Source organism: Sphingobacteruim zhuxiongii, from assembly GCF_009557615.1.
GTDB classification, from domain to species: domain Bacteria; phylum Bacteroidota; class Bacteroidia; order Sphingobacteriales; family Sphingobacteriaceae; genus Sphingobacterium; species Sphingobacterium zhuxiongii.
Genome location: NZ_CP045652.1, coordinates 881274 through 894620 on the forward strand (window position 1 = coordinate 881274; position 13347 = coordinate 894620).

Annotated in this window: 13 protein-coding genes; 8 read left to right on the forward strand and 5 right to left on the reverse strand. The window is 38.5% G+C overall.

Features of this window, described 5'->3' with window-relative positions; all coding sequences use genetic code 11:
* Positions 1-40: 40 nt before the first annotated feature.
* Positions 41-904, reverse strand: coding sequence for a DUF4886 domain-containing protein (locus GFH32_RS03870; RefSeq protein ID WP_153509825.1), 864 nt, complete (start codon positions 902-904; stop codon positions 41-43).
* A 251-nt stretch (positions 905-1155) separates the two neighbouring features.
* Between GFH32_RS03870 and GFH32_RS03875 the strand changes: the two genes are divergently transcribed.
* The 3 genes from GFH32_RS03875 (at position 1156) to GFH32_RS03885 (ending at position 4130) form a co-directional block, all read left to right on the forward strand.
* Positions 1156-1812, forward strand: a complete 657-nt coding sequence (locus GFH32_RS03875) for a protein-L-isoaspartate(D-aspartate) O-methyltransferase (protein WP_153509826.1) — start codon at positions 1156-1158, stop codon at positions 1810-1812.
* Between the two features lie 69 nt (positions 1813-1881).
* On the forward strand, positions 1882-3696 hold the full coding sequence (locus GFH32_RS03880; RefSeq protein ID WP_153509827.1) for a MutS-related protein: 1815 nt from the start codon (positions 1882-1884) through the stop codon (positions 3694-3696).
* A gap of 29 nt (positions 3697-3725) precedes the next feature.
* Positions 3726-4130 carry an acyl-CoA thioesterase gene (locus GFH32_RS03885; protein ID WP_153509828.1) on the forward strand — a complete coding sequence of 135 codons (405 nt, stop codon included), beginning with the start codon at positions 3726-3728 and terminating at the stop codon, positions 4128-4130.
* A 10-nt stretch (positions 4131-4140) separates the two neighbouring features.
* Here GFH32_RS03885 and GFH32_RS03890 read toward each other — a convergent pair whose 3' ends face one another.
* The 3 genes from GFH32_RS03890 to GFH32_RS03900 all read right to left on the reverse strand — a co-directional run bounded on the left by GFH32_RS03890 (position 4141) and on the right by GFH32_RS03900 (position 7411).
* The gene (locus tag GFH32_RS03890) at positions 4141-5208 is read right to left on the reverse strand and encodes an NADH:flavin oxidoreductase/NADH oxidase (protein WP_153509829.1); all 1068 of its coding nucleotides are present in this window, start codon (positions 5206-5208) and stop codon (positions 4141-4143) included.
* 267 nt (positions 5209-5475) lie between these two features.
* Positions 5476-5847 carry a DUF779 domain-containing protein gene (locus GFH32_RS03895; protein ID WP_153509830.1) on the reverse strand — a complete coding sequence of 124 codons (372 nt, stop codon included), beginning with the start codon at positions 5845-5847 and terminating at the stop codon, positions 5476-5478.
* A gap of 61 nt (positions 5848-5908) precedes the next feature.
* Positions 5909-7411 (reverse strand): aldehyde dehydrogenase family protein, encoded by a 1503-nt coding sequence (locus GFH32_RS03900; RefSeq protein ID WP_153509831.1) that lies wholly within the window; start codon positions 7409-7411, stop codon positions 5909-5911.
* Positions 7412-7627: 216 nt separating this feature from the next.
* On the opposite strand from GFH32_RS03900, the gene GFH32_RS03905 reads away from it, so the two are divergent.
* Positions 7628-8554 carry a helix-turn-helix domain-containing protein gene (locus GFH32_RS03905; protein WP_153509832.1) on the forward strand — a complete coding sequence of 309 codons (927 nt, stop codon included), beginning with the start codon at positions 7628-7630 and terminating at the stop codon, positions 8552-8554.
* Here GFH32_RS03905 and smpB read toward each other — a convergent pair.
* Entirely contained in the window at positions 8541-8996 is a 456-nt protein-coding gene (smpB, locus tag GFH32_RS03910) for an SsrA-binding protein SmpB (RefSeq protein WP_153509833.1), read from the reverse strand. The two genes, GFH32_RS03905 and smpB, sit on opposite strands and share 14 nt — an antisense overlap.
* A gap of 299 nt (positions 8997-9295) precedes the next feature.
* Here smpB and spt point away from each other — a divergent pair, with 299 nt between their 5' ends.
* From spt to GFH32_RS03930, 4 genes are read left to right on the forward strand one after another with little or no spacing between them, the layout of a single operon-like run.
* Complete coding sequence (gene spt, locus GFH32_RS03915) at positions 9296-10504, forward strand: serine palmitoyltransferase (RefSeq protein ID WP_153509834.1); 1209 nt, start codon at positions 9296-9298, stop codon at positions 10502-10504.
* Between the two features lie 16 nt (positions 10505-10520).
* Positions 10521-11642 (forward strand): hypothetical protein, encoded by a 1122-nt coding sequence (locus GFH32_RS03920; protein ID WP_153509835.1) that lies wholly within the window; start codon positions 10521-10523, stop codon positions 11640-11642.
* Positions 11639-12637, forward strand: a complete 999-nt coding sequence (locus GFH32_RS03925) for an NAD-dependent epimerase/dehydratase family protein (protein ID WP_153509836.1) — start codon at positions 11639-11641, stop codon at positions 12635-12637. The genes GFH32_RS03920 and GFH32_RS03925 overlap by 4 nt, the downstream gene beginning before the upstream one ends.
* A gap of 11 nt (positions 12638-12648) precedes the next feature.
* Positions 12649-13344, forward strand: a complete 696-nt coding sequence (locus GFH32_RS03930) for a CDP-alcohol phosphatidyltransferase family protein (protein WP_153509837.1) — start codon at positions 12649-12651, stop codon at positions 13342-13344.
* Positions 13345-13347: the final 3 nt, after the last annotated feature.

Here is a 13347-nt window from a genome sequence, read left to right on the forward strand (position 1 = left end):
ACATTTTTGATCTAATGTCTGACATCTTGAGTCATCTATCTTAAAGTTTGATTCGAGAGATTTTGAATGGTTTTTTTACGGCTTTTTGTGCTGCTTGTTTTGCAATTTTAGCCTGCAGATCTGTTAACTTTTCAGGTTTATAGCTGTTTTTTCTTGGATCTAAATTAAAGAGCTTGGCATACCATGTTGCTGCTGCGGTGAATCGTCCGTAGTCGAGATCAAGGTGATAACCATCGCGGGTGAAGTGATCACCAATACTGCTAGTTCGTGCATTTTGAATTGCTGTTCCACTAGGCACAACAAAACTGAAATCCCCCGATTTATCGATTTGAGAGGTAGCATTGACTATACTATCGTACATAACGATTTGATCTTGATTGTAGTTCTTAAATCCCTCGTGTTTGGAGTCCTTTTGATAAGCCCAAGTTTGATGATATACCAATTTAGTATCCGAATTGATGTGTGCAAATACATAGGTCCATACATCTGGTAATGTTTCCATAATTACACTATATTTTCCCGATAGTGGACTTGCTTGTTGGAGACTTACAAAATCCCAATTATCATCTGCTAAGGCCTCTTCAATACTAACTTTATCGGTCTTCGTTTTTGTGCCGTCTAAGCTGATCTTACGATAATTATATGCTTTATTATTGTTGTGTGCATTTTTTAAGTGCAAGGTTAGCGGTGCGCCTCCAATATATAAATTGCCGATGACGATCTTCTTATTCGCAGCTTTCGCCATCTCATAAAGATAGTTTTCCAATGCATCCTCCGAGAAGCTATTACCAATAGCTAATACCTTAATGATATCATCATCTTTTGGAGAAGCTTGCTGTTCTTGTGCGGATAGTGTGTTGATTTGGAAAAGAGCGATTAGGATAATTGTAAATAATTGCCTCATGGGGATCATGTTTTGTACTTGGTTTCTAAATATAGAGTTTATATCCATTTTGAATAGACTTTGTCGCATGATGTGGATACCTAATTTTGCAACGTTGTGCGATGCAATAAGATAGCGCAAATCGATGTTCTAATTTACGAATTAATTCATGGTTTTGTTTGTTTTTAAGGAAAATTGGACATGCTTCTGACCTTTAGTGAATTGCATTTTAAGCTTAAAAATGTAATAAATTAAGGGTATTTTTGAGCGATATGGCATACAAGTTTGTAGATAATTATCGGGAACAAGGGGCTAGGAAACAGCTCGTGAGACACCTTGAGAAGCGTGGTATTGACGATAAGCGGGTGTTAAACGCCATTGGGAAGGTTCCTAGACATTTCTTTTTCGACGAAACCTTTTGGAATCAGGCGTATCGTGATATCGCTTTTCCGATTGGTGATGGGCAAACAATTTCTCAGCCATATACAGTTGCTTATCAAAGTCAGCTCTTGCATATTAACAAAGGGGATAAGGTGTTGGAGATTGGAACGGGTTCGGGATATCAAACTTGTATTTTATTAGAATTGGGCGCTAATGTTTTTACCATTGAACGCCAAGAAAACCTATACCAACGGACCATACAAGTGCTACCTTACATGGGCTATAAGCCGAATTTCTTTTTAGGAGATGGCTCCAAAGGTATTCCTGCTCATGCGCCTTACGACAAAATTATCGTGACCGCTGGGGCACCTTTTGTTCCAGAGAAGATGTTAAAGCAATTGCGCCTTGGAGGATTAATGGTCATTCCGGTTGGTGATGAACAGTTTCAAAAGATGGTAACCATTCTTCGAGTTGGGGAGAACGATTTTGAACGTATTGAATTAGATACCTTCCGATTTGTCCCACTTGTTGGTGATCAAGCTTGGTAAAAAGATCGAAGGTTGCTATTTAAAAAGATATTATGCTCAGCTTTGCTGGGCTTTTTTTATTTTTAACGCATGAGTCACGTATTTTATCATAACAACATAAAGACAGTTCGGGAAACGATTGGAAGTCTAGAGAAGCAAATGACGAGAAACTCTTTTTTGCGCCTAGCAATCATGATCGGTGGAGGGATTTTAGTATTTCAACTTTTTAAGACCAATAATATCTTTTTGGTCGTTGGGACAATCATTGGGGTGATCTTGCTCTTTATTTATCTGGTATTCCGACATAGTAAATTGGAACGTAAGCTGGAGGAAAGGAAGGTATTTCTGCAGATCAATGAGAATGAGATCAAGATGATCGAAGAGAACAAAAATATATATGCAGATGGGACAGCGTTTGAAGATCCAAAGCATCCTTATACTGGCGATCTCGATATATTTGGTCCACACTCATTATTTTCGAAAATTAATCGCTGTGCGACAAAGGATGGTATCACTGAATTGGCAGGATGGCTTTTGAAGGCTGCTGGAAGAGCGGATATTCTGGAACGCCAAGAAGCGTCTACAGAATTGAGTGAAGATCCAGAACATTTGCAGTCATTTCAAACGAAGATGCTTTTTAATTTAGGGTCTAAAGTCAATTTAAGAACCTACATTCAAAGTTATTTTCACGACAGGTCCATGGCTTTCGGAAATGCGTTTATGCGCTTATACGTACCGGTAGCACCCTGGATCTTCTTAGCAGGTATCCTAGTTTCTCTGTTTCTTTTTAATATTTCCTCGTATCTGATTATGCTTGGGATTGTACATCTTTTATGGACGATGAGTCAGGCAGGAAAGGTAAGTCAGTTCTCTAACAAAATCGATAAGATAGGGGTGTCGCTTATTGCCTTTGCAGATGCTATTAAACTGATTGAGGATAGGAAATATCATGCTACTTTAAACAAGACGTTGCAGAGTAAATTGAGCTTGCAAGAACAAGATAAGAAGCTATCTTCTGTTATCCGCGAATTGGGACAATTGATTGATAAGCTGGATGCCCGTAATAATATGTTAGTGGGCGCTATTTTGAATATGATATTCCTTTGGGACTTTAAGCAAGTTATGGCCATCAATAAGTGGAAGGATAGCTATCAAGATACGATAGTGTCTGGATTCGATGCAATCAGCATATACGAATCGCTAATTTCATTGGCTATTCTGCGTTATAATTTTCCACATTGGGTACTTCCTTCGATTCAGCAAGATTTTATCAATGATCATTTGAGAGCGGAGGAGCTTAATCATCCCTTGATTAGTTCCGACAAGTCTGTTGCGAATGATTATTCGTCCGAGGATCATCAAATTGCTTTGATTACCGGTTCGAATATGGCAGGTAAAAGTACATTTTTAAGGACCGTTGGGGTCAATGCTGTCCTGGCTTATGCGGGTGCAGTAGTCTGTGCAAAGCAGTTTTCTATTCCAATTTATGAGCTAGTAACTTATATGCGTATTAAGGATTCGCTGAATGAGAGCACTTCGACTTTTAAAGCGGAACTTGATCGCATGAAGTTTATCCTGGAGCGTGTAGAGGAGATTCCTGCGAGTTATTTTCTTATTGATGAAATGCTACGTGGAACAAATTCCGTTGATAAATATTTAGGCTCCAAGGCAATTATTAAAAAGTTAATAGGATTGAAAGGAAAGGGGATGCTTGCTACGCATGATTTGCAATTGGCAGAAATGGCAAAAGATTATCCACAGAATCTAAAGAACTATCATTTTGATATTCAAGTGCATGGTGCAGAAATGTTATTCGATTATAAGTTGAAGGATGGCCCATGTACTATTTTTAACGCATCGTTATTGTTAAAGGGGATAGGCGTACTTGTCGAAAATGAAAATTAGTTCCTACCTTTGCGGTCACAAATTACAAAATGACAGTTCAAGAACGTATTGATGCAAGTGAAACACGCATCACGATGACCGTGTTTCCTTTCCACACTAATCACCATGATACCCTTTTTGGTGGCAAAGCACTGGCAATGATGGATGAGGTAACTTTTATGTGTGGTACCCGCTTTTGCCGAAAACAGTTAGTTACAGTTTCTACGGATAAGATTGATTTTCATAAAGCGATTCCTTCAGGGAGTATCGTGGAAGCCGTTGCTAAGGTTGAGTCTATTGGCCGTACAAGCTTAAAAGTTTTTGTCGAGATTTTCGTCGAGAGTATGTACCATGATGGTCGTGAATTGGCTATTCAAGGACGTTTCACTTTGGTTGCGCTCGATGACGACAAAAAGCCCATTCCAGTATTGGAAGGGCTAGATGTTCTTGATTAATTTTCTTTGATTAAGACTTCGCTCGCTCATACTGATGAGGCCACGCTAAGTCGACGGACAAATCTTTTGCCCAATGGTACACAAGATGTGGGTCGTCTAGGAAAGCCCGTCCAATGAGGATGAAGTCGGCTTGATTTCTTTCTACAATTTCATTGGCTTGAGCAGCCGAAGTTATAAGTCCTACAGAACCGGTAATAATGCCGGTTTCTTGTTTTATTCTCGTGGCAAACGGTACTTGATATGCTGGTTCTACAGGTATTTTCTGCCAATGTACAGTTCCACCTGTGGATATATCCATGACCTCAACGCCAGCTTCCTTCAGTACTTTTACGAGTGCTATTGAAGCCTCGATATCCCATCCTTCTTCTGCCCAATCGGTAGCAGATATACGAACCCATAAGCTATGTCTTTCATCCAGTCTTGTTTTTACTGCCGCAACGATCTCTAATAACAATCGGATGCGGTTATCAAAACTTCCTCCGTATTGATCAGTTCGATTGTTAATTAACGGCGATAAGAATTGGTGGATTAGATAACCATGAGCAGCATGGATTTCGATGATTTGATATCCAGCCTTCACAGCGCGTTCCGCTGCATCGGCGAATTGTTCTACCAATCCTTTTATTTCATCAAGCGTCAAAGCTTTAGGTGCATGTTCTGATTCGAGATAAGGGATGTCAGTGGATGAGACAGTCTGCCATCCATTTTCTTCATTGGGTGCGAACTGTTTCCTGCTTATCCATGGTTTGTCGGTGCTTGCTTTACGACCCGCATGTGCAAGCTGGATCCCTGGGATAGAACCTTGCTCTTTAATAAACTTCGTTATTTCTTGATATTTCGCAATATGTTCATCTTTCCATATACCTAAATCCCCGTAGGAGATTCTCCCCTCAGGAACAACAGCTGTCGCTTCTTGGATAATTGCTCCTGCTTTTCCAGTAGCAAACTGTCCTAAGTGGACAAGGTGCCAGTTGTTCGCAAAACCATCTTCTGCTGTGTATTGACACATAGGAGAGACAATAATGCGGTTAGAAAGGGTTAGATTTTTTAATTTAAGTGGATTGAATATTTCTGACATGTAGATGTTGTTTTTAGAATTTACCGTTTGTTCTTCGATCTTCTAACCAATACTTGATACTTATTGACAAGTAGCTTGATTAAATGATCTTAACAAAGATTGATTTTTATTCTAAAACAGAAGAAAATGTAGGTGAAATGTTAATTATCTATGACATAAGATAAAGAACAGAAATTGTTTCTAAAGATTGCTTATCCCTATATTGAACCCACAGGGCTTTAACGTCAAGCGGCAATTGTTTTACTGACTACTAATGTCAACTGCTCGCTAATAGCGAGTCACAGGTTCCAGATCTTTTAATTCATCTTCCGAGAATAATCTGTAATGAATTTTAAATGTTTTTCCGAGCGGAGTTTCTAATGAGAAGCCTCCTGGACCAAAGCCATCTAATACATCTAATGTAAAATGTGAGAATTGCCAATATTCGAAAAGGTCTCTATCAATCCAGAATTCATATCCTTCGACTAAACCAATCATGGCGTCATTCATTCGGGGATAGAATCCTCCTTTTTCAAAACATTGAGGTTGTGTTCCTTCACAGCATCCACCTGCTTGATAAAACATCAATGGGCCATGCTTATCCGTAAGTTCTTGGATTAGTTCTTTCGCTTTGTCTGTTAAATCTATTCTTGAAGTCATATCCGCTATTATAAAAAAGGGGTTACCTAAATAACCCCTTACCCGATTGTATGTTTGATTTTTAAAAAAATCCAAGTTTTTCTTTGCTGTACGAGATCAGCATATTCTTCGCCTGGCGGTAGTGTGCCAACATCATTTTATGATTTTCACGCCCAATACCTGATTGTTTGTAACCACCGAATGGTGCACCTGCTGGGTAGGAGTGATATTGGTTAACCCATACACGCCCAGCTTGAATAGCACGCGGAACTTGATAAAGCTCATGTGCGTCACGCGTCCAAACTCCAGCACCTAAACCATAGATTGTATCGTTTGCAATTGCAATCGCCTCGTCTACATCTTTAAACGTCGTTACTGCTAATACTGGACCGAAGATTTCTTCCTGGAAAATACGCATTTTATTGTGGCCTTTGAATAAGGTAGGCTTAATGTAATAGCCCTCTTCCAATCCAGCACCTAAGTGGTTTTCATCACCACCAGTCAATACTTCTGCACCTTCTTCTTTACCCAATTTGATATAAGACATAATCTTATCCTTTTGGATTTTCGATGCTTGTGCACCCATCATAACCGTTGGGTCTAAAGGATCGCCCACTTTGATTTGATTCACACGTTCAACTACACGTGCGATAAATCTATCATAGATGTCCTCCTGAATTAATAAGCGCGATGGACATGTACAGATCTCGCCTTGATTAAGAGCGAATAGTACAGCTCCTTCAATAGCTTTATCGAGATATGAATCGTCTTCGTCCATAACGGAAGAGAAGAATATATTCGGTGACTTACCACCCAATTCTAAGGTCACTGGGATAATATTTTCTGTAGCATATTGCATCACTAGACGTCCTGTTGCGGTAGAACCAGTAAATGCAGCTTTGTTTACATCTGGGTGTGTAACTAAATGACGCCCTAATTCAGAGCCGAACCCATTCACGATGTTTATTACTCCGGGAGGAATTAGATCACCTATCAATTCCATTAAAACCAGAATAGAAGTTGGTGTGCTCTCTGCTGGCTTCAATACGACTGTACATCCGGCAGCCAAAGCTGGCGCTAATTTCCATACAGCCATTAAGATTGGGAAGTTCCAAGGGATAATCTGTGCAACAACGCCTACAGGTTCGTTTACAATTAAAGAAACCGTATTTGCATCTAATTCTGATAATGATCCCTCTTCCGCGCGGATTACTCCAGCGAAATATCGGAAATGGTCAACTACTAATGGGATATCAGCATTTAAGGTCTCACGAACAGCTTTACCATTGTCAACAGTTTCAACGATAGCAATCTTCTCTAAATTTTGCTCGATACGATCGGCTATTTTATTCAAGATGATACTACGCTCAGTTGTTGAGCTTTTGCCCCAAGTTTCGAATGCTTTTTTTGCAGATGCAACAGCTTTGTCAATATCTTCTTTGGTCGAATGAGCAACCTGTGTGAAAGGTTTTCCATCTAATGGGGAAATATTATCAAAATATTTTCCTTGCGTTGGAGCTACAAATTCTCCATTAATGTAATTGTCATATCGTTCTTTGAACGATGGTCTTGCTAGTGCACTCATATTATCGTTTTTTCAAGTTTATATTGTCACTATTCCAAATGTAAGCTTAACGAAAGTTTGACAGTAGCATTATCCTCGCAGACAATAGCATTATTCTATCAAGACGCTTATTTATCAAAATCTGACGTTAATAAGACGAATGGGATGACAGAAGGTTTTGAAATATCAATAGATTTTATATATTTGATAAGCAACCAATTATAAAATGTGTATGATATGAGCGGAAAAAATCTGATTCGTGCTCTCCCGTTTTCGAAAGAAAAGGAGTTGAGTACATTGGTTGAAAATAGAAGAGCGTATACCCTTGATAGTTTCGAGTTGAACATCTATGAAACCTATGAAGCGAGCAACTTAGTGCCTCTACAGTTTAACGATATGGTAATAATCAATATGCTGAAAGGTAAGAAAGTAATGCATGTAAACGATTTGCCAGCATTCGATTATTACCCTGGAGAAACGATTGTTTTACCTGCCCTGAAACCTATGCAAATAGATTTTCCCGATGCAGCACTGCAAGATCCAACCCAATGTACGGCTTTGGTGGTATCGGCTGATAAAATCGAGAAAACCTTGAATTATCTAAATGAAAGTTATCCCAAAGAAAATAAAAGCATGCAATGGAATCTCTCTTGGGAAAATGTACATTTTGCTAATACGAGTGAAATTGCCTCGTTAACAGATCGCCTATTTTCTACGATGACCAGCAATGATCCACTCAAAGATGTTTTATCGGATATTCTTTTCAAAGAGTTGCTAGTCAGGATTATACAACAACAGAAATTATCTACAGTTGTTAGCCCAGGAACAGAGCAACATAATAATTTGCTTGTTCATATCCGGAATTTTATCACTAAAAATATAAATGATAAGCTAACCATTGATCAACTAAGTCAACATGTTAACATGAGTAACGCGAGCTTATTTCGCGTGTTCAAAGAAGAAGTAGGGATTACTCCAATGGAATTAGTAATTCAAGAGCGTCTAAGCAAAGCTAAGGAACTACTTAAATCAAAATTGTCTGTAAAAGAAGTTTGCTATGCCTGCGGATTTTCGGATGTAAATTATTTTGTTCGTATGTTCAGAAAAAGAGAACATATGACACCTGGAAATTATCAGCGTAGAGCAGAGGCTATCGTTTCATAACGCGGTCGAGCTCTCGTTTGGATTCACGTTCTTTGATACTGTCGCGCTTGTCAAAGTCTTTTTTACCTTGAGCTAAGGCGATCTCAATCTTTGCGTATCCGCGTTCATTAACGAAAATACGAAGAGGAACGATCGTATATCCTTTTTCTTCGCCCTTTTCACGCAATTTCTTGAGCTCTTTCTTAGTTAGCAATAGCTTTCTATCACGCTTAGCTTCATGATTATAAAATGAACCAAAAGAGTACTCTGCGATATGCATGTTACGAATATAAAGGCCATCTTCGAAAAACGAACAGAAGCTATCGTTAATATTCGCTTTACCTTGACGAATGGATTTTATCTCTGTTCCGAGTAAGGCAATGCCAGCGACATAGCGATCTAACAGGTGAAATTCGAAGGAAGCACGCTTGTTTTTTATGTTAACTGTTGATGAAATTGCCATTTTGTCCGTTTCGTTTGAAGCACAAAGGTAACAATTTGGGAAAATTAGCAAAACTAACAGTGTTTTTATACTAAACAATCTGTTAATATTAATTTAATTTTATGATATTTATATGTCAAAATAAAGCTAAATTGAGGTTTAAGTTTTGTATGTTTGCGACGATTTTTTGTATCGAAAGGTAAAAGTTACACTTATATTATTTAATAGTTAGGCGTAGTTTTGTACCTTTGTGGGATTTTTGACGTTTTTTGTTAAAAGTTCAAAAAGTAAATATTATTGAGAATATAGATACCTGACGAATGAGCAAGGGAAAATTAAACGAAAGAACTGCACGGTTTTTAAATGGCGAACTAGGGGAAATCAAATCGAAAAACTTATACGCTTATTTTAGACCTATTCAATCTAAACAAGATACAGAGGTTATTATCGATGGCCGCAGAGTATTAATGTTTGGATCAAATTCCTACCTAGGTTTAACGACTGATCCTCGTATCATTCAAGCTTCGCAGGATGCGTTGGCCAAATACGGTACCGGTTGTGCCGGTTCTAGGTTTCTTAATGGTACATTAGATATTCACGTGGAACTTGAAGAAAAGTTGGCTGACTATGTTGGTAAAGACGCAGCTATTCTTTTCAGTACGGGTTTCCAATCGAATCTAGGACCATTATCATGCCTTACAGGTCGTAATGACTATATTCTACTGGATGAACGTGACCACGCATCAATTATTGATGGTAGCCGTTTGTCTTTCTCTAAGGTGATAAAATACGCACATAATAATATCGATGATCTTCGCGATAAAATGTCTCGTTTACCAGAAGAAAGCTTTAAGTTGATTGCAACAGATGGTATCTTCAGTATGGAAGGAGACATTGTTAAGTTACCTGAACTTGTTCAAGTAGCTAACGAATTCGACGCTGCGATATTGTGTGATGATGCACATAGTTTAGGTGTGATTGGCGAGAAAGGAGCGGGTACAGCATCTCATTTTGGTCTTACAGAAGATGTAGACTTAATCATGGGTACTTTCAGTAAATCGCTAGCGTCACTTGGTGGTTTTGTTGCAGCAGATAAGGATACTATCGAATTCTTAAAACATAGAGCTCGCTCTTTAATGTTTAGTGCAAGTATGACGCCGGCGTCTGTTGCTTCTACTTTGAAAGCATTAGAAATTATCCAAACGGAGCCTGAACACATAGAGAAATTATGGGCAAATACAAACTATGCGAAAAAGCTATTATTAGATAGTGGATTCGATTTAGGTGCTACAGAAAGTCCAATCTTACCAGTATTCGTAAGAAATAACGAAAAAACTTATATAGTAACTAAAATGCTGCAAGACGACGGAGTTTTTGTAAACCCTGTTGTTGCTCCGGCAGTACCTGCTGAAGAATCCTTAATCCGCTTCTCTTTAATGGCTACACATACTTTCGATCAAATCGATGAAGCTGTAGAGAAATTAGCAAAAGTTTTCAAAGCACTCGAAGTAGAAAGTTATATTGGATAATTAAAATATAAAGGCTGTGATCACGATTGTTCCTGTAGAAACGAAGAGCCAAAGAGCTAGCTTCATTGATTTTCCGCATGATCTCTACGAGGCTGATCCTAATTATGTCCCGGAGTTGTTCTTAGGACAAGAGGATTTGCTCAATCCGAAAAAACATCCTTTTTATAAACATTCGCAAGCACAGCCCTTTTTAGCTTATCAAGATGGTAAGATTGTAGGACGGGTGCTTGCCATCTACAATGTAAATCATAATAACTTTAATCAAGTCAATGAAGGGCAGTTTGGCTTTTTTGATTGTATTAACGATCAAGAGGTAGCAGATAAACTCCTCGAAACTGCAATGGCTTGGGTAAAGAGTAAAGGTGCCAACAATATTGTTGGACCAATCAATTTAAGTACAAACGATACTTGTGGCTTATTGGTAGAAGGTTTTGACCGACCTCCAATGGCCATGATGCCTTATAATTTTCCTTATTATATTGATCTGATAACCAATGCAGGCTTCAACAAAAAAGAAGATCTACGGGCTTATCTTGTTAATAAAGCAAATGCGAGTCATCGATCAGTTCTCCTATTAGATAAACTGGAAGCTCGTTTAGAACGCTCAGGCATTAAATTGCGACAAATCAATTTAAAGGATTTCAAAAACGAAGCAGAACGGATCAAAGTTGTTTACAATAAAGCATGGGATAAAAATCTTGGCTTTGTGCCGATGACAGACGATGAGTTTTTCTACGTTGCCAAAGATCTGAAAATGATTGTCGATCCTAAATACTGCATTCTTGCACAGAAAGGAGAGGAAATCGTTGGATTTGCCTTAGGTATTCCAAATATCAATGAAATCTTAATTAATATTAAACGCGGAAGACTATTGCCGACAGGTCTTTTTAAATTACTTTTCGGTAAAAAGAAAATCAAGACGCTGAGAGTATTAATGCTTGGGGTATTGGATAACTATCGTAAACTTGGTATTGAAGCATGTTTATACGGCAGAATTATTAAAAATGCAATGCCTGAAGGTATTGTTGAGGCAGAATGCTCTTGGATGCTTGACCATAACTATATGATGAATCACGCGATCGAGCAAATCAACGCAGATTTCTACAAGCGGTATCGTCTGTACGAAAAAGCAATATGAAAAAGAAAATTTTCATTACCGGTGCGAGCGGATTTGTAGGTTCTCACCTGGTAGAAGCGGCCCAACGTATGGGCCTTGAGGTGCATGCTGCCGTTAGAAAGAGCAGTAAAACTGATCAAATAGCACCGTTTGTCGATAAATTCGTCTTCCCGGATCTGGGAAATAGCGAAAATCTTAAAACTTTATTCGAAGAAGAACAATATAGCTACATCATTCATGCGGCGGCGATGACCAAAGCGAAGGATGAAAAGCAGATGACTGCCGTTAATGTTGGCTACACAGAAGCGATTTTACAAGCCGCAACCTGCGCAAGTGTTCCAGTGGAGCGAATTGTTTATGTAAGTAGTCTTGCTGGAATCGGACCCATAGCTTACAATAGTGAAAAATTAATCGATGAATCATCGCCATATCAGCCGGTTACGGTTTATGGAAGAAGTAAAAGGGCTTCCGAGCTGATGATTCGCGAAAAATTTGCTGACTCTCCGATATCTGTATTTCGCCCTACAGCGGTTTATGGTCCTCGAGAAAAGGATATTTTTATTCTATTCGATACGATGAATAAAGGACTAGATCCTTATATCGGACGAAATCCACAGAAATTGAGCTTTATCTATGTGAAAGATTTATGTGATGTCTTATTGCAAGGCTGCATAGTTGAACAAAAGGGCCTACAATTCTATAATATCTCTGATGGTTTAGTATATTCTAGGTACGCAATGGCGGATATCTTTAAGTCTACTTTGAAGAAAAAGCTATTTCGTATTCATATTCCTCTGGGATTAGTGAAGATGTTCGCGCAAGTCTCTCAAAATCTGTATAAGAATTCAGATAAAACGCCCGTAATTTATCCGGAAAGGTTAGGGGAGTTGACAGCGGAAAATTGGGGCTGTAATATTACGCGTGCGGTGGAAAATTTAGACTTTAATCCAAAATATGATTTGGAGCGCGGTCTAAAGGAGAGTTTAGATTGGTATAAAAGCCATAATTGGCTATAAATATTATTATAATGAGTGACGAAAAAATCAATAAAAAATTGTTCCAGGACAGAAAACGGACGAACATCCTAAGTAATCCTGAACAAAGGTTAATTACCTATTTAGTACCTCGTATTCCAAATTGGATTACTTCGGACGGACTAACAGCTATCGGTTTATTTGGTTCATTCATGATCCTTGGTAGTTTTCTTCTTGCTGAATATGTGCATATCAATTACCTGTTGTTGGGTATCATTGGTTTTTTTGTGCAGTGGTTTGGCGATTCTTTAGACGGTAGAATTGCTTTCTACAGAAATAAGTCAAGGAAGTGGTATGGCTTCGCACTAGATATCGTGATGGATTGGGTGAGTACCGTGTTTATTGGTCTTGGCTATGTTTTATATGCCCAGGGAGATTTTAAGTATCTTGGGTTTACATTAGTGGCTTTATACGGTTGGGCGATGATTATCTCGCAGCTTCGTTATCGTATTACTGATAAATATACGATTGATGCCGGAGTTGTCGGACCCACTGAAATTCGCGTGATTATTTCTGCAGTATTGGTTCTTGAGGTTTTTGTGCCTGGATCCCTTAACTATAGTGTTCTTGGTATATGTATTATCTTGTTTTTTATTAATCTAGGAGATACTAAGAATTTATTAAAGTTAGGTGATTTAAAAGATGCTGAAGAGAAAGCCGCTAAACTAAAAGAAGGTCAGCAATCCTAGTTA